This is a genomic window from Pseudomonas sp. Fl5BN2, assembly GCF_009908205.1.
In the GTDB taxonomy this organism is placed as follows: domain Bacteria; phylum Pseudomonadota; class Gammaproteobacteria; order Pseudomonadales; family Pseudomonadaceae; genus Aquipseudomonas.
The window spans coordinates 257,418-283,814 of the sequence record NZ_JAAARL010000003.1 but is presented as its reverse complement, the minus strand read 5'-3'; the positions used below and the strand labels follow the sequence as shown (position 1 = coordinate 283,814).

Below are 26,397 nucleotides of genomic sequence, written 5' to 3'. Positions count from 1 at the left end.
CTCCGGGGCTGTACCTGTCATGACAAGCAGTCATCTGCGGTGGCCAGAACGCAGAACAGGGCGCATGCGCCCTGTTCCGTGAACCTCAGACATTGACTCAGTGAAACAGCACCGCGGTCTTTTGCAGGGTGACCCACACGCCCCACGCCAAGGGAATGCCCACCGCCAACCAGGCGGCGATCACCACCGGCAGGCTCGCGGACGAAGCTTTCCACTCCAGCACGACACTGCTGTCAGCACCTTTGTCGTGGCCCAGGGCCTGTTCAGCGGCCAGTTGCTCGTCGGTCATGAAGTACTTGTCCGCCACCGGACGTACCAGCAAGTTGCACAGGAAACCCAGCACCAGCAGGCCGGCGAGGATGTACAAGGTGATGTCGTAAGCCGCCGCACGCTCGACACCGATGCTCAGCTGGTACTCACGCAGGTAGTTCACCAGTACCGGGCCCAGCACCCCGGCCGCCGCCCAGGCCGTCAGCAGGCGGCCGTGGATCGCCCCCACCATCTGCGTACCAAACAGGTCCGCCAGATACGCCGGCACGGTGGCAAAACCGCCGCCGTACATCGACAGGATGATGCAGAACGCCGCCACGAACAGGGCGATATTGCCCAAGTGGCCGAGGTTCGGAATCAGCGCATACAGGGCAAAGCCCAGGGCGAAGAACACAAAGTAGGTGTTCTTGCGTCCCAGGTAGTCGGAGAACGACGCCCAGAAGAACCGCCCACCAATGTTGAACAGGCTCAACAGTCCGGTGAAACCGGCGGCGATCGCGGCAATCTGCGCCAGTTGCCCGGCATCCAGTTGACTGAAGGTCAGGCTATTGCCCAACAACTTGCCGGCAAAGACTTCCTGCAGCAGTGGCGAGGCCATGCCGAGAATGCCAATACCCGCCGACACGTTGAGGCACAGCACCAGCCACACCAGGCGGAACTGCGGGGTCTTCCAGGCCACGTTCACATGCACATGGCGGTGAGTGATCATCGCATTGGCGGTTTTCTTCGCCGGTGCATTCCAGCCCTCAGGCTTCCAGCCGGTAGGCGGAACCCGATAGGCCAGGGCGCCGCCGATCATGAACACGAAGTAGATCGCCGCCATCACCAGGAAGCTCTGCCACACGCCAACGCTGGTAGGGGTCGCGAAGTGGCCCATCAGCGCTGCCGCCAGGGGCGCGCCAACCATGGCGCCACCGCCGAAACCCATGATCGCCATGCCGGTAGCCATGCCGCGCTTGTCCGGGAACCACTTGATCAGGGTCGACACCGGGGAGATGTAGCCCAGCCCCAAGCCGATACCGCCGATCACCCCCGAGCCGATCCACATCAACCAGATCTGGTGAGTGTAGATCCCCAGCGCGGAGATCAGCAGACCGCCACACCAGCACAGGGCCGAGACCACACCAGCCTTGCGTGGACCGGCATGTTCCAGCCAGCCACCCCAGATCGCCGCCGAGCAGCCGAGGAAGATGAAAAACAGGGTGTAGATCCAGCCGAGCATGGAAATCGGCCAGTCACACTGGGATGAAAATATCTGTGCGACAAAGCTCATGTCCGGTGCGCAAGCCACCGGCGCGCCGATGCCCAGGGCCTTGGACAGTGGCAGCCAGAACACCGAGAAACCGTAGGCCATGCCGATGCACAGGTGAATGGCCAGCGCGGCCGGCGGTACCAGCCAACGGTTGAAACCGGGCTTGGCGATGATGCGTTCTTTGGACAAGAACGCTGGCTGAGCGGCCGAACTGGCGGACGCGATGCTAGTGCTCATGGATGTTTCCCCCAATTATTAGAATTGTTCATCGGCCACTCCTCTGCGACGACCTTGGCACGCAGGCGCGGTCGTTTTATTGAGTAAAGCTCCATTTTGGCAGGCGCGACATTAAGTCGCAGAAGGACGAACGAACCGCGAGAGGTTACCATTTGCGACGCGCTAAAAAACCAGACTGCTATGACCTTTTTTGCCGCGCCTGCTTCGCTCGGCCTCGCCAAAGTGTTGACCTGAGCCTGCAGTCGGCCCTGTTCGCCGGCAAGCCGGCACCTAGCTGAAAACGCTACTCCCGCAGGAGCCGGCCTGCCGGCGAAGGCCCAAGCCACGGCCCCCCAAACAGGAAATCCCATGCCCATTCTTGTCGAATCACTGCGCAACGCCAGTTATCAGGACCAGCAAGACCTGCAGAAGATTTACCAGGACGCCCCGGACTGGCTGTTTGCGCCCCAGCGCGACGCTCAGGACCTGATCGACAGCGGCCTGCGCGAAGGCGAGCTGCTCACCGCCCGCTTCAATGATCGCTTGCTGGGCGCCGCGCGCCTGCAACGGCACTCGGATGGCTGGCACCTGTCCCAACTCTGCGTCCGCAGGATCACCCGGCGCCGCGGGGTGGCCGAGCGACTGCTGAACGAGGCACGGAAAATGGCTCGGGACCAGGGCGCAACCTTGCATTTGCTGGCCCCCGCCGGGCACCTGGAGGCTCAGGCCCTGGCGGCCAAACTGCATCTGCCGCTGAAAAAACTGTAAGCGGATTGGCTGACCAGTCGTCTGGTTCAGAGCGCTATACTCCCCGGCTAAATTTTGAATTCGACATACAAGGACTCGCCCATGAAAGCGTTCGGCAAAATCCTGGGTCTGGTAATTCTCGGGCTGTTGCTGATCATCGTGGCTCTGGGCTTTGCCCTGACCCACCTGTTTGATCCCAACGACTACAAAGACGAGATTCGCCAGATTGCCCGCGACAAGGCCCACATCGAGCTGACGCTCAATGGCGACATCGGCTGGAGCCTGTTCCCCTGGCTTGGCCTGGAACTGCACGATGCCGGGGTAGCCACCCTGGCCAACCCGACCCAACCTTTCGCCGACCTGCAAATGCTCGGCCTCTCGGTGCGCGTGCTGCCGCTGCTGCGCCGCGAAGTGCAGATGAGCGATGTACGGGTCGAAGGCCTGAACCTGCGCCTGACACGCAACAAGGACGGCCACGGCAACTGGCAAGACATCGGCAAGGCCGCCCCTGCCGAAAAGCAGGGCGAGACGCCTGCCACCAGCACCGGTGAAACCGGCCAGGCCAGCGCCGGCACGGAGAAGCCCTCGCAGCCGATCCGCCTGGACATCGACAGCCTGACCGTGAACAACGCCCGGATCGAGTACAACGATGAACAGACCGACAAGCAGTTCACCGCCGAAAGCATCCAGCTGAGCACCGGGCCGATTCACGAAGCCAGCAACACCCCGGTCAAGCTCACCGCCTTCCTCGCCAGCACCCAGCCCGCCGTGCGCGTGCGCACCGAGCTCAATGGCGAATTGCGTTTCGATCGCGCCCTGCAGCGCTACCAGTTCGAAGACATGCGCCTGTCCGGCGAAGTGGCCGGCGATCCGCTGCAAGGCAAGACCGTCACCTTCGCTGCCCAGGGCCAACTGCTGCTGGACCAGGCCGCCAACGTCGGCCAGTGGACCGGCCTGAAAGTCTCCCTCAACCAACTGCGCGCCCTGGGCGAGCTCAAGGTCAATGACCTGGACAAGACCCCGCAGATCAGCGGCGGGATCTCCATTGCCCAGTTCGACCTGGCAAAATTCGTCGACAGCATCGGCCAGACCCTGCCGGCCATGGCTGAAGGCAGCCTGAGCAAGGTCGAACTGGTCAGCCGCCTGCAAGGCACGCCCACCAGCCTGGCTCTGGAAGACCTGAACCTGAAGCTCGACGACAGCACCTTCAGCGGCCGCCTGGCCATCGAAGACTTCGACAAGCAATCCCTGCGTGCCCAGCTCAAAGCCGACACCTTCAATGTCGACCGCTACCTGCCGCCAAAATCCGCCGCGGCCAATAGCGCCACCTCGGCGCGCAAGGCTGAAGTACAAAGCAGCGAAGCCGATGCCATGGCTGGGGCCGGTACCACGCCACTGCCCAATGCACCGACCAAAGGCGCCTGGAGCACCGACAAGCTGCTGCCGGTGGAGCGCCTGAGCAAACTCGACGTCGATGCCGACCTGAGCTTCGGCCAATTGACCCTGGACAAGCTGCCGATCCACAACGCCGCGCTCAAGGCCTCCGGCCAGGGCGGCCTGCTGACGCTCTCGAGCCTGCGCGGTGAGTTGTACAACGGCAGCTTCGACGTCAGCGGCAATCTCGATCTGCGCCCGAACACCCCGCAACTGAGCCTGCAGACCAAGATCAGCCGGGTGCCGGTGGAACGCATCCTCGAAAGCCAGGGCCAGACACCTCCGATCAAGGGCCTGGTGACCTTGAACAGCAATCTGACCGGCAGCGGCAACAGCCAGAAGGCGCTGATCGACAGCCTCAACGGCAATGCCAGTTTCGCCATCAACAACGGCGTGCTGATCAATGCCAACCTGGAACAGCAGCTATGCCAGGGCATCGCCGTACTCAATCGCAAGAACCTTGGCAGCACCCCACGCGGCAAGGACACCCCGTTCCAGGAGCTCAAGGGCAACCTGACGTTCCGTAATGGCGTCGCCAGCAACCCGGACCTGAAGGTGCGGATCCCCGGCCTGAGCGTCAACGGCAATGGCGATATCGACTTGCGGGTGCTGGGCATGGACTATCGGGTCGGCATCATTGTCGAGGGCGACCTGAGCACTAACCCGGACCCGGCCTGCCAGGTCGGCGACCGCTTCAAGGGCATCGAACTGCCGCTGCGTTGCCGTGGCCCGCTGGAGCTCGGGGCCAAGGCCTGCCGCCTGGACAAGGACGGCCTGGGCCAGGTCGCGGCCAAGCTGGCCGGTGACCGCCTGCAGCAAAAGATCGACGAGAAGCTCGGTGACAAGGTCAGCCCGGAACTGAAGAACGCACTCAAGGGGCTGTTCAAGCGATGAGAGCCGAGGCGTTTGCACCGGCGGTGCTGGACTGGTACGACCATCACGGCCGCCATGACCTGCCCTGGCAACAGGGCATCAACCCGTATCGGGTATGGGTCTCGGAGATCATGCTGCAGCAGACCCAGGTCAGCACCGTGCTCAACTACTTCGACCGCTTCATGGCCTCCCTGCCCACGGTGCAGGCCCTGGCCGAAGCCCCGGAAGACGAAGTGCTGCACCTGTGGACCGGCCTGGGTTACTACACCCGCGCACGCAACCTGCAGAAGACCGCGAAGATCGTCGTCGCCGAGTATGGCGGCGAGTTTCCCCAAGACGTGGAAAAGCTCACCGAGCTGCCGGGCATCGGCCTGTCCACGGCCGGCGCCATCGCCAGCATCAGCATGGGCCTGCGGGCGCCGATCCTCGACGGCAACGTCAAGCGGGTGCTGGCGCGCTTCACCGCCCAGGAGGGCTACCCCGGGGAACCCAAAGTGGCCAAGCAGCTGTGGGCCGCCGCCGAACGCTTCACGCCCCACAGCCGGGTCAACCACTACACCCAGGCGATGATGGACCTGGGGGCCACCCTCTGTACCCGGAGCAAACCCAGCTGCCTGCTGTGTCCCCTGGAGCGAGGCTGCGAAGCCCACATGCTCGGCCTGGAGACCCGCTACCCGATTCCCAAGCCGCGCAAGGAAGTGCCGCGCAAGCGCACCCTGATGCCGCTGCTGGCCAACCGCGAAGGCGCCATCCTGCTTTACCGAAGGCCCTCCACGGGGCTCTGGGGCGGCCTCTGGAGCCTGCCGGAGCTGGATGACCTGGAAGACATCCAGCACCTGGCCCTGCAGCACTCTCTGGAACTGGGCCAACAGCAAGAGATGCCGGGACTGGTACACACCTTCAGCCACTTCCAGCTGGCCATCGAACCTTGGCTGATCCGGGTCGAAGAGTCGGCCCTGCACGTCGCCGAGGCCGACTGGCTCTGGTATAACCTCGCCACCCCGCCGCGCCTGGGCCTTGCCGCCCCGGTGAAGAAACTGCTGAAACGCGCGGCCGAAGTATTGAATGCAGGAGAGTCCGCATGACCCGCAGCGTAATGTGCCGCAAGTACCAAGAAGAACTGCCAGGTTTGGAGCGCCCTCCGTATCCGGGCGCCAAGGGCCAGGATATTTTCGAACACATCTCGGCCAAGGCCTGGGCCGACTGGCAGAAACACCAGACCCTGCTGATCAACGAAAAGCGCCTGAACATGATGAATGCCGAAGACCGCAAATATCTGCAGGGCGAGATGGACAAGTTTTTCTCCGGCGAGGAATACGCCAAGGCCGACGGCTACGTGCCACCGACCGAGTAAACCCGCGGAAAATCGGGGCGGGAACGTAAGCGGCGGTAATAATTAAACTTTTTTTCAAAACTTGCTTGACGACCCCCCGAAAAACCCGTTTAATGCGCCCCGTTGCCCAGATAGCTCAGTCGGTAGAGCAGGGGATTGAAAATCCCCGTGTCGGCGGTTCGATTCCGTCTCTGGGCACCACTAATTTCAAGGCTTAGCGCAACACTAAGCCTTTAGTCCCTCGCTCCAGAGGTACAGTTTCGGTACAGTGCCGATACGTAAGCTCTGGAGACAGCGATGGCGACAATAGTAAAGACCCCCTCCGCAACATGGAAAGCAGTCGTCCGAAAACAAGGATGGCCAACGGCTTCCAAGACATTCAGAACCAAACGTGATGCCGAAGACTGGGCTCGCGGTACCGAAGATGAAATGACCCGAGGGTTGTACATCCGTCGCACCCTCTCAGAAAAAATGACTTTAGAAGCAGCCTTGAGCCGCTATCTCCTCGAAGTAACTCCCTCCAAAGCAGACTCCACGCAAAAATCTGACAAGACCAAGTCCAAGCCACTCATTCGACTTTTGGGCAAGTACTCTCTTGCTGCATTAACCCCCGACATCATCGCTGGCTATCGCGACAGACGCCTAAACGAACCTGTAGCAACAAAGCTCAAAAAAAATAGCCTCGTAGTACCTCGAAACGTCGGAGACAATACTGTGCGCCTTGAGCTGGCCCTACTGAGCCACCTCTTTACAATCGCCATCCAAGAGTGGCGTATCGGGCTCCCACAAAACCCAGTCTCAAATGTGCGCAAACCGAGCCCAGGTCCAGGGCGCGATCGGCGCCTCCTTCCTGAAGAAGAGATAAGCCTGCTGAGAGCCGTTAGTGCACACAGCAACCCGATGCTCGCCTGGATCTTCAGGATCGCCCTAGAAACCGGCATGCGCTCTTCAGAGATCGTCTCCTTACGTAGGCACCGGGTAGATCTGAAAAAACGCGTAGCACGCCTTGGAAAGACCAAGAATGGGAGCGCACGCACCGTCCCCCTGAGCCTCATCGCAACGAACGTTTTCGCGCAAGCTTTAGATAACCCAGTACGTCCTTCCGACTCAGACCTAATTTTCTTTGGTGAACCTGGCGAGGATGGAAAACGAAGACCCTACGTATTTTCCAAGACATGGATTGCGATGAAGAAAAAGCTCGGTATCGCGGACTTTCGCTTTCACGATCTGCGACATGAAGCGGTTAGCCGATTTGTTGAGACAGGAAAATTTTCAGATCAACAGGTCGCAGCAATCAGCGGACATAAGTCGATGCAGATGTTGAAAAGATACACCCACCTAAGGGCGGATGAGCTAGTAGGGCTGCTAGATAAAGCAAACGCGGATAGCCCGACTTGAAGGTCAATAAAGTCGCCACGCGCATCTAACAAGGAAGCAGCCATACTGGAGGAATATGAACATACTTACTGAAGAGCAGCTCAATTTCGTAATTTCTGAGATTTGCGAAGCGAAAACTCTTGAAGAATCAACAGCCCAATACAATTTATATGAGCCAATATTGCCCGACTGCAAGTTTGTTTTTGCGTCGCATAATGGAGCCAGCCCTGGCTTTTCGGTAAATCGTACGTTTTCGGCCGGCGCTGTTGTAAGAGGCCTCTTCAAAACTCCAAAGGTCTGGGTCCTCGACAGAGAAACCCTACAGGAGATGAAAACAGGGCCATCAACATTCAGAATTGACTATTCAATCTCCTTGGACACAATGGCTCTAAGCTACTTAGAACCCTACCTACAAGGAAAACACTCACAGATACCCAGTGACTTCAAGGAAGTATTTCAGTTTATCTCCAGAAAGGATGTCTGGATTGACTCACTAGCTTATTGCACAGAAAACATTAAAAACCTAAAAGATCCGAAACATTCGGATAAAATATACAACAAACTAAAAGCTTATGAAATACTTAGAACCCTGGACACAAGCCTACTTGAATCACAAGGGATAGCTCAATCAACCCTTTCAGAGGACGAACTGACGAAGGCCGCACAAGAACATATTGCAAGAATGTATATGAACTTGGACGACAACCGCGACGTAAATGACGCCAATCGCATCTACCAGCTCTCTTATTGCTACCTATTAAAAATGGTCCTAATTCAGTTTCGCGAGCCAAAGCTTTTGCTTCACGAGAAAATTTGGCAACTGCTTGAGTTCAGCGATGAAGAAGCGGGCGTCATAGCTGCTAGAGAATTCGCTATTGCGAAGGAATATTTTAGCAAAGGACAAAAACTGAATTTTTTTGGAAAAATCCAAAAAAATAAATCTGACACGCTCGAAAAACTAGACGGAATGGCCTGGGACTTAACTCACGCAAGAAGAATGGAGCTAACATTGACTGTCAGGCCTGATGCTGGCGCACGGTATTTCTTCCCAGCATTACTAACTTTCGACAAAGCATTCATAGAAATTCTTGATCTGTACCCGCTAAAGGTCTGTGCCTACGTTGAAGGGCGTCACAACCCGATGCCATTTTATGATGGGGATTGGTTTGGGCTAATCTCAGAAAATCCAATGGAAAAAAATAAAATTATCGAACGCTTCTATACGGCTGAAGCAATAAGTAGCAGAGCAAAACGAAGAAAATCTGTACAACTATCAAATTTGATTAGCCGTCTAGAAGACGAACTCAAACAATTTATGGCCTTGCAGTGATCAGCCCCAACATTAAATGGAACAAGCTAGTAATCCAAGCTCACTCGGGTTCAGAATAACCGGTTACAATACCTAGACTCGCCGTATAGTGGCGAGTCTGGTATATCAAAACGTTTTTGGCTTGAAGCGTAACATCTTCATTTAAACCCCAATCCGCAGCCAGCTTGTCCAGTTTATGCGTTATAACTAACTGTATTAGTGGCTCTGGGTGCACTCCCATTTTCAGCGCAGACCAGTCATAAACGAATGACTTGAGCTGCGCTGCCCTTTTCTTCGTTACGCAGGGATAACGCCTAAACTTATCGATAAGGTAAACCGCACGGCGCTGCGCCATGATGTCGCCCTGTAGCGCCTCCAAAACCTCCCTTGCAGAAAAGCTCTCGGCGTACCAAATCGAAAGGGCAAACTCCACCAACGTATCAACACTAGCTTGCGCTAACGGAGAGCTCGCTAGGCGAAATAGAGGGTGAGCATGCACCATTGAACTCACTACCCCTGCTCTTCATCCGCTGCAGAAAGCAAATTCAACACAAACAAACGAAATGCACGCTCAGTCGAGACTGTAACTGCCGCTGACTGATAAGCAGACACAACCAAATCAAGCGCGGGCTGCAGTAAGGACCCCAGAGCCTTCATTTGCGGATCAAAGTCTGGAGCATCGGCGTTTGGGCAGACTTCGTAGAGAAGATCTTCAACAAGATTTTCAGATACAATCGACATAGCCATTTCAGGACCTCCTGCGGTCTTGGTGGTTAGGCGCTGCCTGGGGTTGCCGCCCCGGGCAAGCGCTGACTTCTTTTAGTTTCGGTAATAACCCCCCTCCCGTCCAGTGCTGTTTGTATGTTTTTCTTTTAGCCAATACAAAACAAAGCTTTAGACACACTCCACACCTTGATCTACGTGGCCCACAGTACTAGTTAGGTGAATACTTATGGGGCGAAGGTGAAAGGATATGGGGCGTATGGTGAACGTTTATGGGGAGCAGCTTCTTGTAAGGTGAAAGCTTATGGGGAGCGTAAAGTGAATGTCTATGGGGAGCAAGGTGAATGGATATGGGGCATCACCATCCAATCGAAAGCCCTCTTACGAAAATTTTAAATTTGGGGATCTACAGCACACTTAGCCACACAAACCCTATAACAACTAAACTTTTATACTAGTTCGTTATAGGGTTTTTTCGAAAATTCAGCTCAAACACCAATAAAGCCAAAAAGAGCATAAAAAACAATACGCAATAATACATTTGACAAAAAACAAATAAACTCCAAATGATCTTGGCGCACTCTTCCTGACTCGAGAGCCCGTCAATGAACGCAGCTACTAATCTTAAGCCCACATTCGAATCCGAATTTTTACATCGCTATGGGCCGCTTCTATCCCAAGACCAGATGGCCAATCTTCTGGAGAAAACTCCAGGTGGTCTCAGAGCTTTTTTACTTCAACGATCAAAGCTTGCCGTAGGGCTCTCAAACTGCAAAGTTCAGGTCGGCCGGAGAATCTTCTACCGCACCATTGAAGTTGCGGAGCTTCTATCATGCCGCGCATAAGATCGCTTCTTTCTTCGCCCCAACTTACAACCTTAACAAATCGGATGTTTTATCTATTGCTTCTGCTGTCCAATATTTTGTTACCCGCAGGGCAACATAGAGTATGGGGAGGTCTCCGCCGATGGTGGATATTTCCTTTGACCGCGGCCGCAACCTACATATCGGTGCAACTCTATCTCAATGGTCACGGCTCGTATTGGAGGCTAGCCGGGGTGCCCTACGCGTTGCTGTACGTGCACGACGCCTTGGCAGTAACCGCAGTTTCAGCCAATAGCCCGAGTGCTGAGAAATGAAATTAACCTTCCATTTGCTGACGCTGCTTGCTGCTCTTTCCTGCGGACCAGTCCTAGCCGCAGGCGGCCCCTTTCAGCAGTTCACTCCACCACCAGGTGATACGTCGATCGACTTTCTGGAGGAAGTATTCGGATCCATCGTCGGCACCATCCATTCAGGAGGCAATGTCCAAACAGGGGAAGCCGAGGACGTTATGGGCTCCATGATGGGAGTCTTCGGTGGCGCAGTGCTCTTCCTGGGCATGCTTTTCGTGGGCTACACCACGATCAAAGGCACGATCGACTCCGCGCATGACGGAGAGGTGCTCGGCAAGAAAATGAGCTCTATCTGGATTCCGCTTCGGACTGTTGGCGGTACCGCCCTGCTACTCCCCCTCGGGCACGGCTACTCGCTGATCCAAATCATCGTGCTCTGGCTCGCGATTCAAGGCGTCGGCATCGGTGACGCGATCTGGAGCCAGGCTGTGGACCAGATGGGGAAAGACGGGATGCTCACCCGCCCGATGATCCCTGATTCGCGACCATTGGCGGCCAGTATTCTGAAATTTGAGGTGTGCGCCGCGGCCATGAACAAACAGTTTGCGGCCTCAGGGCGCTCAACCAAGATTCAGGCGGTTTCCTCACCACGCAAAGTGGTGAATACCGGAGAGTTCAATGTGGGTCTTCCGGACGCCATCCCCGTTTATGGTGCGGCGAATATGATCCAGAAGTACGCCAATGCCTCGTACACAGTCATCGACTACAAATGGAAAGCCAACGACAGCTCTTACATGAATCCTGATGTTTGCGGCGCACTGACCTGGAAACAAAGCTGGGAGGCCTCGGAAGGCAACAGCAACACCAAGATCATCAAGGAGCCGATCCTCGCAGCCCATGCAAACGCCGTTCAGCAGATGATCCTCGATATTCGTCCGACAGCTCAGCAGATCGTTGCAGGGCAGAAGCCTGAAGCTGGGGCCCTCGACTCTGCAGCAAACAAGTATGAAAACTCACTTCGGACGGCGGCCAAAACAGCCGTTTCGCAGACTAGCGATCGAGCCCGGGCTGACTTCCTCTCAGGCGCGAAAGACGGCGGGTGGCTATTTGCCGGAACCTGGTACAACCACATCGTCAAAATGAACGACGTCATGCAGTCGACCTTGAATGCTCTACCGGCAGCCGAGCCCATCGACATCGTCGACAAGGAAACGAAGGAGTCACTGCAAACGTATCAGGACGTCATCACGACAGCCGATGAATACGCAAAGAATCGGGTTGAGTCCATCAGAAACGTTTACTACACCGATACGAACATTCGCGCACCAAGGGACGGCGAAGGGGCATGGGAGTACGTCAAAAAAATGCTTTCGGCGCCTTTCATGGGTGCTATCAACCAGATGACTCAAAGCATTGCCGGCTCGAATTTGAACCACATGAGCCAGATGAAATCCTTCGGAGATGTGATCGTCACGACCGGTGAGGTGATGATGGCTGCAATGGCAAGTGCAGTGGGCGTCTCAAACTCTTGGGCAGCTCAGGCGACGGTGAAGGTGGGCTTCGACGCCGGAGCTGTTTTCCAATTTCTTTCTTCATTGATCACAGTCTTACTGATCAGTTTATTTTTCTTCGGCGCTACGTTAAGCACCTATGTGCCAATGATCCCCTTCATCACCTGGATTACCTCTGTAGTGAACTGGTTCGTCCTGGTGCTTGAGTCAGTGATTGCCGCCCCCCTGTTCGCCGTTGCGCACGTTCACCCGTACGGCGACGATGCAGTCGGCAAGGCCGGCCAGGGTTACATGATGATCCTCTCGCTGGTAATGCGCCCAGCGCTCATGCTGTTTGGACTGATAGGCGGAATGCTACTGACGCAGCCGATTGTGGGCTTCATCAACGTTGGCTTCATGTCCGTTGTGGCAGGCATTCAGGCTGACTCCATGACTGGGATAGTCTCCTTCGTAGCTTACGTGGCCATCTATGTAATCGTGATGACCACTGTCGTGCACATCGTTTTTAGCCTGATCCATTGGGTGCCAGACAACATCATTCGGTGGATTGGTCACGCTGCCGGCGGCATCGGAGACGCCCAGAGCACTGGCGACAGCGGTCACGATGTTTTCATCGGTGGTGTCAGAGAGGCCAAGCATGGGGTGTCTGGAGGCTTGGGCGGGGGCGGGCATAAGTCACTTGGGCCGGAGGGAAGCGGCACCCCGGGGCCGAGCGGCTCAAACTCACCAAGCAATAAAGATCTTCTTGGAAGTGGCCCGAGACCAGGTGACTGAGAACTCAGTCTTGGGGAAAGAGGTTATTACCGGGAAAAGCCTTTCGGACTTGAGGCTTCATAGCCACTTTCAATCATGCATTCCTCGAAAACCTCTTGGCGAATGGCATCACGATTTTGCTTGATTAACAGATGAGAGTTTGGCTTTACAGCTCTTAACTCATCCATGAGCAAGCGGAGCAAATGATTATTTGCGTCGAAATCGGCTTGCATGATTACCACACGCTCATTCAGTGCGGAAACTTGAGTCTTTAATTTATTTGAGTGGGCACGCCACTCAGCAATCTTAGATTCATATTCATTCTGGATGGATCGTGCGCGAGCAAAACCGGCTCCAAGACCACCTTGATAATCAGAATTACTCATTCAAAACCTCCAAAGCAGACTAAAACTCAAAGAGAGAAATCATGCGGAGATTCAAGCAGCAAATCAACTTAAAATCCAGTGGGCAATCAGGCTTTGCCGCAATCGAAATGATCGTTGTACTGATACTGGTAGTAGCAGCATTGGGGATTGGCTCTCAAGCGATGTTCGACCATGCAGATAACATGGCGGGACAATCCGCGGCTGATCATCAAAAAATCATTTCGGATGCAGCAAGTGCATACATTAAAGACAACTACGCCGCCGTTCTCAATGTCGCAACACCGACGACGCCGGCCAACATTACCGTGGGCATGCTTAAAAACGCCGGTTATCTATCACCCAGCGTGACTGACATAAATAACTTTGGCCAAAGCTATTCGGTGCTTGCTATTAAGCCAACAGCAAACAAGCTTCAAACCTTGGTCATCACTATCGGAGGGGAAACAATTCCGGAAACCAGCATCCGTCGAATCTCCAAGCAGGTGGGCGCAAGAGGCGGGTACATTTCGAACATCGATACCAGTGTCGTTGAAGGTACATATGGAGGGTGGAATGTTTCTTTGGCGCCCTATGGTATTTCACCAGGTGAAGGCCATCTTGCGACCGCGCTGTTTTTCGATGATGGAGCCCTCACCAACGACTACCTCTATCGAAACGCCGTGCCGGGCCATCCGGAAGTCAATGAAATGAATACCTCGATCGATATGAAGGGAAACAACCTCAACAACGCTGCAAATGTGAACGCCACGAATGTCAATGCAACGACTGTAAACGCCAACAACGCTGCGGTTACCGGCACAGTTAAAGCGGGTACAACAGACACCACCGGTGAAACCTATACTGGCGGCTGGTTCAGGACTCGCGGCGACACTGGCTGGTACAACGAAAAGTGGAACGGCGGCTGGTATATGACCGATCCTAACTGGGTTCGCTCCTATGGTGACAAGGGCGTTTACACAGGCGGGGCGATTGCAGGTGGGACTTTGCAGTCTAACGGCAGAACCACCGTAGGTGAGTATCTACAGCTCAACGGAGTTGCAACTGAAGGTGCAGCGTGCTCCCCCAATGGCCTAGTCGGCCGAAACGCGGCAGGCCTAACACTATCTTGCCAATCCGGCGTATGGAAGGGGGCGGGTAGCATCCGCGGCATTGGCAGCGGATTCATGACTGGTGGAGCTGGAACTTACGTAAACCAAATGACAGGTGGATTTAATTGCCCTACGGGACTAATCCCGGTCCTCACAGGTGGGCAAGTTAACGGTAGTTGCCAACCTTGCTTTATGTACTCGTGCGTCCTGCCATAGCAAAAAATCCAAATCTCAGGACATGTAAATAGCGCCACTCGTGACCTAAATACGATAGTCATCAGTGACCTAAAAAAAGATACGCCACATGTGACCTAAAAATAAAACACATTCACGCACCTGCGTGAATGTGGGCGCTGGTCGACGTAGTCGATTCACGTAGTGAAAAGCGCCCTTTCCGTCAGCCATAGAAAAGTCTCTGGTCACAAAAAGGAATAGGTATGAGGACACAGTCAGAAGCATTTGCTCTCATCGTAGAGGCCAGACAGCATTTAAAGAATCAGGTGTCCAATTCTCTATCTGAGCAAACCATAAAAGGATATGAGAGCGAGGCTAAGCGGCTGCTCGCCAAAAGCGAATCGGATATCGACAAAATACTTCCTGCCATCCGAGATACAACAAGCAAGTCGACATATCACAGACGTAAGGCGGCCATTAAATACGTTCTGATGCAGGTGCTTGAGAGGCAAATTCGCCTTCAGGATAAGGCGCAGCGAGGGCAGCACACAGAGGATTTCCATCGGCACATAGAGGTCATTAATGGCACCTTGAAAATGCTCAATGCGATCGCAGAGAGTACAGATGCCTGCCCACTAGAAAAGACTAAAAGACGAAGGTCGAAGCGCCAAGATCTTCATAAACTGCCGTCCAACTGGCGCGATCTGATGGCCGACGAGACTGAGCATGGCAAATACCAGATCCCCTACCTTGTCAGCGCGATTTGTGGATGTCGACCAGGTGAGCTTGAAAAAGGCGTGAACGTGACTTTTTCTGCTACCGAACTGCTGGTACGAATCGACAGTGGAATCAAGGTCACAGCAAGTAAAGGACAACCTTGGAGGGAGCTTCGATACTCACTGGATGATCACAGCCATCCATTGGTACGCCGCCTCATCGAGGTGCTCCAAGGTGAGCACCAAGCAGCAAGCGGTGGCGCTATCATTTCTATCGAGAAACAAACAAATTTCAGAGCGGCCATGACTGCAGCAGGGAAAAAGCTCTGGCCGAACGGCCCGAATGTGACTCCCTATTGTTTACGCCATGCATTCGCTAGCGATCTCAAACGCGGTCGGCAAGTATCCAGAGAGGAAATCTCAGCTGCAATGGGCCATTGTGTGGATAAAACGGCAAGCTATTACGGTCAATTTCAGATTGGGCAGTCAGGCGGCGCCGGATTGGCACCTAGCAGTATCAAAGCTGCTCGATCCATCCTACAAACCCGCAGCCCTATACCCCGAAAACAAACGCGGGCAAGACGATGAGAAGACTGAGATTCGCAGCAATCATCCCGCATTTCTCGCGGGCAGAGGCAAATTCAGCATTCATGAGCAAAAAACACATGCATTATTTCGATGAAATGGTGAATCCGAGATAGGAGAACGCCGCTGCTCTGTACCAACCTCGAGAACTGAATTTTCGTGCAGCCACGAGCCCTTGCCACCAACCCTCGACACGCTGCGGCAGCAAAGCTGCCTTGGTCTCGGGTTTAAACTATGAAAAACCACGCTGCTGCGTGACATATACTCAGATCTGCGTCTAACATACGCAGATGAAAACCAAGCCTATAACATCTGCTGACATTGCGAACGTAACGGGATATACCCGGCACCAGCTGCGCGGATTACTGAACGAATTACCTGCATATCAGGCAAAGGCTGAGCGTGCGCGGGTTGCCCGTGAGTACTCCAAGCATGATCTGGCAGTAATCACTATTTGCTGCGAGCTTGAGGCTCGTTTTGGGCTCCGCAGGGACGCTATTGTCTCTTTAAGCCAACATCTCGCACGAGCCCTCCTTGGCCCGCGCCCAAACACCCAAGAAGCATATCTGATCATCCAGGTTTGCCCTTCAGCCGTTCAGTTTGTGGAACATGTGCCAAGCACCCTGAGAGAGGGTCTGGTCATATCTTTACGAGAGATCTTTGCTCGAGTGGACGGCTACCTAGCAGCCGATTACCTACCGGGACTATCTCAACAGCAATTGCTTGACCTTGGTCTGCAATCAGTGATGCCAAATCGGAAAAAAAACAGAGTGCAGACTTTCAACGCTTCTGAGACGGCCGTCAAAGCCGGAGCGCGTAGGCAGCGTAAACAATGAACGAGAACATTACTTTTGAGCGCTGGTTAGAAGTTCTCGGATATAGCCATGCCCAAGGGCTCCACATTGAGTCTGCGGATATTAGCCTCAGCCACAGGTATAGAAGTGAGCTTAACGAGCTGTTGCGTCCTGACGGCCAAGTTCGTGCAAAAGCTGTATTTGAAGTAGATGGCGTGCCTGCGGTAGCTTTTTTTGATGACGCGCTATCACTCTCGACTGAAGACTTAAATCGAATTCGTCAAAAGATCTGGAATCAAAACCTGATTTCGTTGGTCATTGTGATGGACGATTCAAGCTTAACTGCGTACCCGCCGGCGAAAAACGTGCCCATTGGCACCACCCTAAGTGCTAAAGAAGCCATTACTACAGGGTACTTCTCATTAGCCGAGGTCTCGTCAAGTGATGTTCAACGTAGACTGCCAAAATGGTTTTCCCCAGGAGACAGAGTCGATCGACAACTTCTTAAAAACTTGGGACTTGCAATTGAACAGCTAACGAAAGCCAGTGTAGCTCGAGCGGCAGCACAGGGACTTTTAGGACAGATACTTTTTATCTCTTATCTTGAGCATAGAAATATCGTAAGCGAAGTTTACCGCACCCAACGAAATGTCGAGCCTCTACACTCGTTAGTCGCCAGCCATAATACCCGTGGCATTGAAAAACTGATCGAGGCGCTTAGGAAAGACTTTAATGGTGATTTTCTTTCGCTGGACCATACAAACTCTGACTGGTGGTCACTGGTCAGCTCCAAGGGTTTAGACATACTAGGCCGATTCCTTGACCAGGTCGATCTAGACAGCGGTCAGCTATCATTGTGGAATTATGACTTTAGCTTCATTCCTGTAGAGCTACTGTCCGGAATTTACGAATCATTTATAGGGGAACGACAGAGCATATTGTCGGCCTATTATACGCCTCGTCATCTTGCAAATTTTGTAATTGATGAAGCATTCCATACGTCTCTGAATCCAGCAAATGAAACGGTTTTCGATCCAGCCTGCGGCTCTGGCATTTTGCTTACTACCGCATACCGGCGCCTTCTTCAAATACAAGAAGGTCAAACAGGTGAATGCCTAGATCTCGCAGGCCGTATAAAACTTTTAAAGGGACACATTTTTGGCGCTGACATTAGCGAGGCCGCCTGTCGTGTTACTGCTTTCAGTTTATACCTTTCGCTTCTTGAGGATCTGAAACCTGCCGATATTGCTCTACTTCAAGAGAGTGAACAGGTTAAGCTTCCGACACTTCGCGGTATAAACTTACTGTGCGGCGAACAGCACGGGGACTTTTTCGCGCCTGAAAACCTGTTTGCTACATCACAAAGATTCAGCCTCATAATCTCGAATCCTCCTTGGAGTGAGCCTGCTGGAAGCGCATGGAGTTCGGCGGATATTTGGGCAAAGAAAAAAGGAGTGCCAAGAGCGCGTCGCCAACTGGCGGGCGACTTTGCGTTTAGAGCATTGGAGAGTGTATCGCCAAATGGCCGTATATGCTTGATTATGCCAATCAGCCTACTAATTGCGTCCACTAGCCGACCATTTATTCAGGGCTGGCTTGCCTTTGCAAAAATTGATCGATTTATAAATTTTGGAGACCTCCATAACTTTATATTTGAGACAGCAGAACACAGCTGCGCTGTTATTACCTCTCGCCCTAGAACGGGCACACAGTCATGGTCAATACCAGCAGATGAGCAAATTGAATACTGGGCCCCAAAAGTTGATGCTAGCTTAGCCTTTGGCCGTCTGGCCCTTTCTCCAGCGGACCGTCACTTGGTGCCAGCACAGGCTTACTACAATGATCCCACTCGTCTTGTCACACTGATGTGGGGCAATGAGTTCGATATAGCCCTATGTGAACGACTTAGAGCTATAGGTCAAGTTAAAGACTTGTTCAACAACGGAGAAAACAGCTGGCGCACCCGCAAAGGTGTTCACCTTAAAGACAAACACGCAAAGTTTACTTCAGATGCGGCCCCCCTAAGAAGAATCGGGCATATACTAGTTGAATCATTGAAATCCAGCTCGCCTGTTCTCTTGGATGACGAAATACAGAGTTTTCCAGAAGGTATTGAATCCGTTGTAAATCTCACAGACGATTTATGGGATGTTTTTCATGGCCCTCGTATATTGTTTACTGATGGTTTCGATAGCAGTAAACAAATCCGAGCGGCTTATATTGAAAAGCCGGCTTCATTCACCAGCAGCATAGGGGTAATTTCAGGCCCAGAAAGCGATAGAGAACTTTTGCGCTTTATGGCTGCATATCTACGCTCCGACCTTGCTACCTATTTCCTGTTGATGAGGGCGTTTCAAGTTACCTGTGACCGCAACCGAGTAACATTGGGTGATATAGAACAGTTTCCTTTTTTCGCTCCCGATGATCACTTCGATCCAAGCCGAGCCAGAGAAATAATATCTGAAATATCTTTAGCCCTCGGAAATATTGAAAGACTTGAGTTTCTAAGAGCACAAAACCATAGCACCCAAATACAGAAACACATAAACATCTTGATTCACGAGTATTTTGGATTGAGTGCCGAAGAGTCTGCTCTGGTCACAGAAGCAAACACTATACTAGTCCCTTCAGTGCGCCCTCGCGGCTATAAAAGCATAAATACCGAAGTATACAAAACCATCACAAAAAACGAGCTAAAAGATTACGCAGATACTTTGAGCCAAGAACTCGGCATATGGCGCTCCCATTTAAATGGCGAGGGTTCCATTGTAGTTAAGGCTTGGACGGTAAACTCTGCAGTTGGTCGAGTAGCGGTAGCGGCTATTACTCTCTCTGAGCCTGAGAAGGCTGCCGACTTCGACGAGAAAAAATTAGAAATTTGGGTTAGGAAAACTATGGAAGGTCTAAACTCCCAAGGACTACTACCAGCTCATCGTTCTGAAACTGTTGCCTTCCTCCCGGACGTAACAATTCAAGCGCCAGGTGCTTTCTTGCTTCTTCGTCCACCTTTCCGTCGGATGTGGCTAAAACGATCTGCAATGCGCGATGCGCGCTCTATCGTAGAGCTTATTCACCGTGAAAAGGTGTCTGCTGAATGAGTAATAGCATCCCATTGGACTGGTTGAAAACCTTCCCTCACCAGCAGGCAAAACAGGCTGTCGACGCGCTTTCAGAAACATGGAAGCTCCTGGCTAGACGCCACCAGGATGGTTTTAATAGAGCAAAAAAAGAGCCTGACCTAACTTTAGTCCTTTGCTCTCGAGTGCGAGACTTGCACCCTAGATTGCTCGGAAACTGGTCTGCGGAACCTGTTCACGTCATCCTGGATCCAAACACTCTGAATATTAAATCTCGTACACGCACGGATATTGAATATACTTGGAATGACTCAAATAACTGGAAAATTGTTTTTGAGTTTAAAAAACTAAAAAGGACTGCCAGTAGTTATAAGGCATATTGGGGGAGCGACGGTCTGGGTCGTTTCGTCGATGGTTCCTATAGCTTCGGAGATCCTGTGGCCTGCATGGTAGGTATAATCATCGATGACTACTCAGAATGTGTGGATCCCATTCGTCAGGCCTTAGGTGGTAGTCCAGATGTTCAGACCAACCTCAGAATTCAGCCCTCCAGCGATGGCGCTCACCTGCAAACGCCGTCTGTTCTTTTTCCATCAGCGGCGGCGTTTGACACGGTCCATCTTCGCCCCGCCGCAAGCGCCCCACCACACGGCAGCATCCACGTAGCACACTTCTTCCTAGAGTTTGGTTACTCCTCACCTGCCCCGCAAAATCGCGGGAAGAAAAAAGTATGAATGATAGTTTCGCGTTACCGCATAACCCGAGACCAAGGCAGCTCCGCTGCCGCAGCTTGTCGAGGGTTGGTACGCAGATCCTAAGCCGAGCGATGAGACACCACCTCCAAGCCAGGCTCCGCCCCTTGGGTTTTCAGGTACACCAGCGGTACAGCACGGACGAGCTCGAATGTAACGTACCGTACGCTAATGCACTGTTTGATAAGTACTTTACCGTGCTGTACCTTACTCAAGCGAACGTCAGTGTAATCTAGCGTTGCAACGACACTGGCGAATTGAAAATCCCCGTGTCGGCGGTTCGATTCCGTCTCTGGGCACCACCTTCAGCTTTCAGGTGGTGTTTACATCACGTGAAAGCAACCAAAAAACCCGCCTAGTGCGGGTTTTTTGCTTTCTACGGTTCCAAACCATTCCCCTAGATGCTGGCGCTTGGCGCATACCCAGCAGTCACCCTGCTCAACGCTCGCCAGAGCCTCAATAAAGCCGTCAACTACCGATTGAGGGCATCGATCCCGGCGAGTGGAAGAAACCCCTCAAACGCGCTCAGAAGGGCCAGGCCCTGGTTGTCGGCAAAACTGAAAGCGATTCACTCACGCTGTGGACATGGTGTCTTTCTCGAGCAAAACGGCGCCCTTTCCGAGCAGGCCCAACTGATCACCCGGGTTACGAAGAGGACAGTCGTCCATAGAGAGACACCCACAACCGATACAACCGTCAAGCTGATCGCGAAGCTGGGTGAGGCTGCGAATCCGCTCGGTCAGCGTATTCCTCCAGATCGTGGAGAGATGCGTCCAGTCTTTTGCCGTCAGCGGTCGCCCGGATGGAAGCTCGTCGAGCGCAGCCTTGATGGTCATCAACGGGATACCCGCAAGCTTCGCGACCTTGATAATGGCAATGCGCCGGAGCGTATCGCGGGCATAGCGACGCTGATTGCCCACGCTGCGCTGCCCCTGGATGAGGCCTTTGGCCTCGTAGAAGTGGACGGTCGCAATTGTCACACCGCATCGGCGGGCCAACTCTCCTACCGATAAAGGCACGCGTACATCAATCATGGATTCTTGACCCCTCTTGACCTCATCTATACATGAGGTTTTATAACGAGTGTCGGTTTGCCTTCGCAAGCCCTCATGCACTGCCGCGTGAGACCTCTCGAAGTGGAGCTAACATGGACAAGCGTCACGCCTCATCCGATCAATATTGCCACTCCGCGCCAGGAGCGGGTTGGACCGCCCTGCTGTCTGGCTCTAATGGAGTACGCGCGCTCGCACTCGCAGGTGGCGTGGTCCTCCATGCAATCAATGTCTACATCGCCACCACGATTCTGCCGTCGGTGATCAAGGACATTGGCGGCATTGACTATTACGCCTGGAATACCACCCTGTTCGTCGCGGCTTCCATCCTTGGTTCGGCGCTGTCGGCGAGGCTGCTCACCAGCGCGGGGCCACGCGGCGCGTACGTTATTGCCGCATTGGTGTTTGCGAGCGGAGCGTTCATCTGCGCACTTGCCCCGTCAATGCCGGTAATGCTCACGGGGCGTCTTGTTCAGGGACTAGGCGGCGGTTTTTTGTTCGCGCTCTCCTATGCCATGATCCGGCTGGTTTTCGATGAAGCCTTGTGGCCGCGCGCAATGGCGTTAGTCTCCGGCATGTGGGGCGTGGCAACGCTGGTCGGTCCTGCCGTAGGCGGCATCTTCGCTGAACTCGGCGTCTGGCGAGCGGCGTTCTGGTCGCTCATTCCAGTCGCGGTACTGTTTGCCCTGCTGGCTGTAGGCATGCTGCCGAAACGCAGCGCTGACAAAGCCGAGCGCTCGCCGCTTGCACTCGCCCAGCTGGTGTTCTTGACGTCGGCGGTGCTCGCGGTTTCTTTCGCCAGTGTCTCCTCGGTCCTCTCCTGGAACATCGCGGGCCTGGCAGCCGCCGCCATCCTGACCGCGCTGCTGATCGGCACGGAAAACCGCGCCCGCCATAGACTGCTGCCGGCAGGCGCGTTCCGGATCACAACGGCACTGGGGGTGCTGTATGCAACCATGTCGCTGCTTGCGGTCGCCGTGACCAGTGGCGAAATATTCGTTCCGCTGTTTCTCCAGGTCCTCCACCATCAGTCCCCGCTCGTCGCAGGCTATCTCGCAGCGCTCATGGCCGCTGGATGGACACTGGGGTCAATCGCAAGCTCTGGGGCGAGCGGCACAGGCATCAGGCACGCGATCCTCGCCGGCCCGATCCTTGGAGCGGTCGGCATGGTGGCGCTTGCCGTTTTGATGCCAACCGAGAGCGCTGGTGGCTGGCTGTCACTCACGCCGATATGCATTGGGTTGGTCGCCATCGGATTGGGTGTGGGACTCGCTTGGCCGCATCTGCTGACCCAGGTGTTTCAGGTCGCGTCAGTTGGCGAGCAAGACTTGGCTGCTGCGTCTATTACGACCGTGCAGTTGTTCGCCACCGCGCTCGGCGCCGCCCTGGCCGGCATGATCGCGAACGTCGCCGGTCTAACTGATCCCGGAGGCATCCCCGGCACCGCGAGCGCTGCCAGCTGGCTGTTTGCAGTCTTCGCGCTCGCGCCGATCGTCGGAGTTTTTACTGCCCTGCGGGTGGTCCGGCGGCATTCGAAAAATGGAGAGAGTCGCCAGGCTTCACGCAACACGTGACTAGCACAGTTTTCAGGGCTCGCGCACCGAAGCATGCTCGCCTGCTCCGGTACGCAGCGTTCCAATCCCTGGCTCACCACGAAGCATGATCACTCGCACCGCCAGCACTGTCCCCGTCAGCACCGCCATCAGGCCCAGGCCTTCGAACAGGGTTGGCCAGCGCCCATGGAACAGCAGGCCGAGCAGGGTCGCGAACAAGGACTCCAACGCCACCAATTGCCCCGAGAGCACCATCGGCAGATGTCGGGTGGCAAGATTCCAGGCCCAGGCGCCGGCCACCGAGGAGCACAGGGCAATCATCAGCGCCCAGAGATACAACGATCCGGCCTGTGCCCAGGAAAAGCCCAGGGTCGGTAACCGGAACAACTCCAGGTGCAGGCCCAAGGGCAGCAGAAGCAGCATCGCCAGCGCCCCCCCACTCATCATCAATCCGGTCCAGGCGCCGAGTGCCCGCACAGACAGGCTTTCCATCGCCCGCTGATTGAGCAGGCTGAAAATCAGCCACACGGCTATCGCTCCCAGGGAGAACAGCAGCCCGACACCCAGGGATGAACCCTCGACTGTCGCCTGCCCCAGGCTGCCCAGATGGATCAGCCCCAGACCGGCCAGCAGGAACCCCAGCGGCAAGGCCAGCCGCCCCCAAGGCAAGGTCCGGCTACGGCTATTGCCCAGCAGGGCCATCAGCACCGGCACCAGGCCAATCAACGCCGGGGTCAGCACCGGGCCGGCGAGCAGCACACCACCGGCGATACAGGCGCTGTACCCCAGGTAACCGATCACTCCCAGGCCCAGACCAAGGCAGCGCAGCCCCCGGCTGATGCCGCGCAGATGAGTACGATTGACCCACAACAGGCAGGCACCGATTGCTCCGGCCATGAGAAAGCGCAGGGCCATCAGGTCGTACAGGCTGTAATTGCCGGTGATATACGGCGCGATGAAATTCACTGACCAACTCAAGGTGGCGAAAACGGCAAACGCCACGCCCAGGGCCAGGCTCGCAGTGTGGTTGTTCATGACCGGCCTCCATCGATAATTCGGGGCCATACTGCGCAATCCTCAACCTGTGCTACAAACGAGTTCTCGGCCGTCGATGCATAACCACAGATCATGAATCTACTCGGCAAGGCACTACCTCCGCTCGCCACCCTGCTGCCCTTCGAAGCCGCCGCACGCCTGGGCAGTTTTTCCCGCGCGGCCGAAGAGCTGCACATCACCCAGGCCGCCGTCAGCCGGCAGATTCGCGGGCTGGAGGAGAACCTCGGGCTGAAGCTGTTCAGCCGGCGCAATCGCTCGGTGTTCCTGACCCCGGAAGGCATCGAGCTGGCCCGGGTGGTCAGCAGCGCCCTGGGAGCGATAGGCAGCACTGCCGAGGCCATGCGCGGCCGGCCGCAAAGCCATCAGGTGGTGCTGCTGTGCCAGCTGTGCGAGGGCTTCTATTGGCTGATGCCACGGCTGTCGAGGTTCCATCTGCGCCATCCGCAGATCGAGATCCAGGTGGTCACCACCACGCAGCCCCTGAGCCGATTCGACGGCCATTTTGATGTTGCCCTGCAAAGCACCGGGCGCGACAGCGGTTCCCACCAGTTGATGTTCACCGCCTCGGACGAAGTGTTCCCGGTGTGCAGCCCCGAGTATCTGGCCATCGCCCCGGGCTCCCTGGCGATCGATGAACTGCAGCGGCATGTCCTGCTGCACTACCGCTCCAGCACCCCGCACTTGATGGAGTGGAGCAGTTGGCTACGCAGATTCGAAGCGAACCTGGCCGAAAGCACCCGCGGCCAGTTCTTCGATAACTACCCGATGGTGCTCCAGGCCGCAGTCCAGGGGCACGGTATCGCCATGGGCTGGCGCCGTACCGCCGACCGCTTGATCGACCATGGCGCGCTGTTCAGGCCTTGTGTTGAAAGCGTGTCATTGCCCACGGCGCTCTCGGTCTACAGCCATCCCGAGGAGCACCCTCGGCAGCAGGTCCAGGCCCTGCTGGAATGGCTTGAACAGGAGTTCAACGAAGAGGATTCAGCCCTCAGGCCGGAGCTTGCGCGGCCTGCCAATGACGCATCTCTTGCGCGATGAAATGCTGCACCAGGTCGGCATAGAGTCTTTCGATGGCATCCGGGTCCAGGCCCTCGGCCTGGGCCCATTCACGCCGGGTGGCGAGCATCGCCTTGAAGCGCTCATCGGCGCGCACCGACGCCGCCGAGGTCTTGAACTTAGAGGCCGCCAGCACGTACTTGAAACGCGCCCCCAGCAACTCGATGACGGCTCGATCCAGGGTGTCGATCTCACGCCGGATGTCTTCCATACCCTGGCACTGTTCCGGGCTCAGCTGATTCTTCACTTCCATGCTCGACACTCCAGTCGTCAGTTAGGCCGCCACGGAAAACCATGGCCACAGATTATTCCCATGGGCCTGCCCGGGAGTAAAGTTATCCAGCGGCCGTGGCTGAAAGACGAACTGCGCGCCGACGATGAGGCGCTGGCGCCTAGGTGAGCTCCGAGGCGGACGGCGCGGGGTAGTGCCTCGTCGACGGTACGACAATATGCACCGCCGCTGGCAACCGCCCCAGACGTTCGAGCACCGAACGCAGCGCCTCCAGGCTGCCTCGGGTGCTGATGTGGATGCTGGTCGGCCCAGCGAAGAACTGTCGGCTCTCGACAAGGTAGGTGCGGTACTGCACATGCCCTCGCCGTCCAAGGTCGATGGACTGCTCCAGAGTCGCCACGCGGGTAATGTCCGCAAAGGGAATGAAGTACTGGTAAACCGCGCCCGGGGCCTTTTTCGTGCCGCGCATCAGGTGCAAGCCGTGGGCATCGAACCAGGCATCGGCACGAGCAGGCGGGCGCAGCAGCCTGACGATAGCCAAGACCATCAGCGGCACAAACAGGATCAAGGCGCCAAAGCCAAGCACCAGTGCCTGGTTGCCCAGTGCCACCGCGCCAAGCAACCCCACCACCAGCACCACCCAGCCATAGCGCAGCGCCCGGAAGGGGCGCTTCTCGGGCATGGCCAGTGTCGCCAGCTCCAAGCAGTCGGCCCACAGACTGACGTGCTCGGGAAACAGCTTGATGCGCGCATCGTCGGCAGTCAGGTTGTACTCAGGCACTCTTGAACCTCAAGGCGACCAGCACGTACTTGAAACGCGCCCCCAGCAGCTGGATGAGCGACCGCTCCAGGGTGTCGATTGCACGCCGGATCTCCCCCATGCCCCAGCATTGTTCCGCGCCCAGCTGATTCTTCACGTCCATGCTCGACACTCTATTCGTCAGTCAATGCCGCCACGAAAAAC

The 26,397-nt window shown here is 55.3% G+C and carries 22 protein-coding genes and 1 tRNA gene; 14 read left to right on the top strand and 9 right to left on the bottom strand.

Annotated elements, in window-relative coordinates:
• Nucleotides 1-97 precede the first annotated feature (97 nt).
• On the bottom strand, nucleotides 98-1,759 hold the full coding sequence (locus tag GV819_RS05775) for an OFA family MFS transporter (protein WP_161754360.1): 1,662 nt from the start codon (nucleotides 1,757-1,759) through the stop codon (nucleotides 98-100).
• A gap of 348 nt (nucleotides 1,760-2,107) precedes the next feature.
• Here GV819_RS05775 and GV819_RS05770 point away from each other — a divergent pair, with 348 nt between their 5' ends.
• From GV819_RS05770 to GV819_RS05740, 7 genes are all read left to right on the top strand, one after another.
• Nucleotides 2,108-2,506: an acetyl-CoA sensor PanZ family protein gene (locus GV819_RS05770; protein WP_161754358.1), complete on the top strand. Its 399-nt coding sequence runs from the start codon at nucleotides 2,108-2,110 to the stop codon at nucleotides 2,504-2,506.
• A gap of 81 nt (nucleotides 2,507-2,587) precedes the next feature.
• On the top strand, nucleotides 2,588-4,813 hold the full coding sequence (locus GV819_RS05765; protein ID WP_161754356.1) for an AsmA family protein: 2,226 nt from the start codon (nucleotides 2,588-2,590) through the stop codon (nucleotides 4,811-4,813).
• Nucleotides 4,810-5,877, top strand: coding sequence for an A/G-specific adenine glycosylase (gene mutY, locus GV819_RS05760; RefSeq protein WP_161754354.1), 1,068 nt, complete (start codon nucleotides 4,810-4,812; stop codon nucleotides 5,875-5,877). Before GV819_RS05765 ends, mutY begins: the two co-directional genes overlap by 4 nt.
• Complete coding sequence (locus tag GV819_RS05755; protein WP_161754352.1) at nucleotides 5,874-6,146, top strand: oxidative damage protection protein; 273 nt, start codon at nucleotides 5,874-5,876, stop codon at nucleotides 6,144-6,146. The genes mutY and GV819_RS05755 overlap by 4 nt, the downstream gene beginning before the upstream one ends.
• Nucleotides 6,147-6,250: 104 nt before the next feature.
• A tRNA-Phe gene (locus GV819_RS05750) sits at nucleotides 6,251-6,326 on the top strand.
• Between the two features lie 96 nt (nucleotides 6,327-6,422).
• On the top strand, nucleotides 6,423-7,523 hold the full coding sequence (locus tag GV819_RS05745) for a site-specific integrase (RefSeq protein ID WP_161754350.1): 1,101 nt from the start codon (nucleotides 6,423-6,425) through the stop codon (nucleotides 7,521-7,523).
• A 55-nt stretch (nucleotides 7,524-7,578) separates the two neighbouring features.
• On the top strand, nucleotides 7,579-8,832 hold the full coding sequence (locus GV819_RS05740; RefSeq protein WP_161754348.1) for a hypothetical protein: 1,254 nt from the start codon (nucleotides 7,579-7,581) through the stop codon (nucleotides 8,830-8,832).
• Between the two features lie 40 nt (nucleotides 8,833-8,872).
• Here the strand turns inward: GV819_RS05740 and GV819_RS05735 are convergent, their stop codons facing one another.
• Nucleotides 8,873-9,322, bottom strand: coding sequence for a hypothetical protein (locus tag GV819_RS05735; RefSeq protein WP_161754346.1), 450 nt, complete (start codon nucleotides 9,320-9,322; stop codon nucleotides 8,873-8,875).
• On the bottom strand, nucleotides 9,322-9,558 hold the full coding sequence (locus GV819_RS05730; RefSeq protein ID WP_161754344.1) for a hypothetical protein: 237 nt from the start codon (nucleotides 9,556-9,558) through the stop codon (nucleotides 9,322-9,324). Before GV819_RS05730 ends, GV819_RS05735 begins: the two co-directional genes overlap by 1 nt.
• 1,110 nt (nucleotides 9,559-10,668) lie before the next feature.
• Between GV819_RS05730 and GV819_RS05725 the strand changes: the two genes are divergently transcribed.
• Nucleotides 10,669-12,933: a DotA/TraY family protein gene (locus tag GV819_RS05725; protein ID WP_161754342.1), complete on the top strand. Its 2,265-nt coding sequence runs from the start codon at nucleotides 10,669-10,671 to the stop codon at nucleotides 12,931-12,933.
• A gap of 26 nt (nucleotides 12,934-12,959) precedes the next feature.
• Here GV819_RS05725 and GV819_RS05720 read toward each other — a convergent pair whose 3' ends face one another.
• Nucleotides 12,960-13,298 carry a hypothetical protein gene (locus GV819_RS05720; RefSeq protein ID WP_161754340.1) on the bottom strand — a complete coding sequence of 113 codons (339 nt, stop codon included), beginning with the start codon at nucleotides 13,296-13,298 and terminating at the stop codon, nucleotides 12,960-12,962.
• 41 nt (nucleotides 13,299-13,339) lie between these two features.
• Between GV819_RS05720 and pilV the strand changes: the two genes are divergently transcribed.
• The 4 genes from pilV (at nucleotide 13,340) to GV819_RS05700 (ending at nucleotide 20,466) form a co-directional block, all read left to right on the top strand.
• Entirely contained in the window at nucleotides 13,340-14,602 is a 1,263-nt protein-coding gene (pilV, locus tag GV819_RS05715; RefSeq protein WP_161754338.1) for a shufflon system plasmid conjugative transfer pilus tip adhesin PilV, read from the top strand.
• Between the two features lie 221 nt (nucleotides 14,603-14,823).
• Nucleotides 14,824-15,864, top strand: a complete 1,041-nt coding sequence (locus GV819_RS05710; protein ID WP_161754336.1) for a hypothetical protein — start codon at nucleotides 14,824-14,826, stop codon at nucleotides 15,862-15,864.
• A gap of 829 nt (nucleotides 15,865-16,693) precedes the next feature.
• The gene (locus GV819_RS05705) at nucleotides 16,694-19,753 is read left to right on the top strand and encodes an HsdM family class I SAM-dependent methyltransferase (RefSeq protein ID WP_161754334.1); all 3,060 of its coding nucleotides are present in this window, start codon (nucleotides 16,694-16,696) and stop codon (nucleotides 19,751-19,753) included.
• Nucleotides 19,750-20,466 carry a Fis family transcriptional regulator gene (locus GV819_RS05700; RefSeq protein WP_161754332.1) on the top strand — a complete coding sequence of 239 codons (717 nt, stop codon included), beginning with the start codon at nucleotides 19,750-19,752 and terminating at the stop codon, nucleotides 20,464-20,466. Before GV819_RS05705 ends, GV819_RS05700 begins: the two co-directional genes overlap by 4 nt.
• Nucleotides 20,467-21,056: 590 nt before the next feature.
• On the opposite strand, the gene soxR is transcribed toward GV819_RS05700, so the two are convergent.
• A complete protein-coding gene (soxR, locus tag GV819_RS05695) occupies nucleotides 21,057-21,518 on the bottom strand; it encodes a redox-sensitive transcriptional activator SoxR (protein ID WP_161754330.1) in 462 nt (153 codons plus the stop codon).
• A 113-nt stretch (nucleotides 21,519-21,631) separates the two neighbouring features.
• Here soxR and GV819_RS05690 point away from each other — a divergent pair, with 113 nt between their 5' ends.
• The gene (locus tag GV819_RS05690) at nucleotides 21,632-23,110 is read left to right on the top strand and encodes an MFS transporter (protein ID WP_161754328.1); all 1,479 of its coding nucleotides are present in this window, start codon (nucleotides 21,632-21,634) and stop codon (nucleotides 23,108-23,110) included.
• A 12-nt stretch (nucleotides 23,111-23,122) separates the two neighbouring features.
• Here the strand turns inward: GV819_RS05690 and GV819_RS05685 are convergent, their stop codons facing one another.
• Nucleotides 23,123-24,124, bottom strand: coding sequence for a DMT family transporter (locus GV819_RS05685; protein ID WP_161754326.1), 1,002 nt, complete (start codon nucleotides 24,122-24,124; stop codon nucleotides 23,123-23,125).
• A gap of 93 nt (nucleotides 24,125-24,217) precedes the next feature.
• On the opposite strand from GV819_RS05685, the gene GV819_RS05680 reads away from it, so the two are divergent.
• Nucleotides 24,218-25,183, top strand: coding sequence for a LysR substrate-binding domain-containing protein (locus GV819_RS05680; RefSeq protein WP_161754324.1), 966 nt, complete (start codon nucleotides 24,218-24,220; stop codon nucleotides 25,181-25,183).
• Here the strand turns inward: GV819_RS05680 and GV819_RS05675 are convergent.
• From GV819_RS05675 to GV819_RS05665, 3 genes are all read right to left on the bottom strand, one after another.
• Nucleotides 25,134-25,454 (bottom strand): isochorismate lyase, encoded by a 321-nt coding sequence (locus GV819_RS05675; protein ID WP_161754322.1) that lies wholly within the window; start codon nucleotides 25,452-25,454, stop codon nucleotides 25,134-25,136. The genes GV819_RS05680 and GV819_RS05675 overlap by 50 nt on opposite strands.
• 139 nt (nucleotides 25,455-25,593) lie before the next feature.
• Nucleotides 25,594-26,214 carry a hypothetical protein gene (locus tag GV819_RS05670; protein ID WP_161754320.1) on the bottom strand — a complete coding sequence of 207 codons (621 nt, stop codon included), beginning with the start codon at nucleotides 26,212-26,214 and terminating at the stop codon, nucleotides 25,594-25,596.
• Complete coding sequence (locus tag GV819_RS05665) at nucleotides 26,207-26,356, bottom strand: hypothetical protein (protein WP_161754318.1); 150 nt, start codon at nucleotides 26,354-26,356, stop codon at nucleotides 26,207-26,209. The genes GV819_RS05670 and GV819_RS05665 overlap by 8 nt, the downstream gene beginning before the upstream one ends.
• Nucleotides 26,357-26,397: the final 41 nt, after the last annotated feature.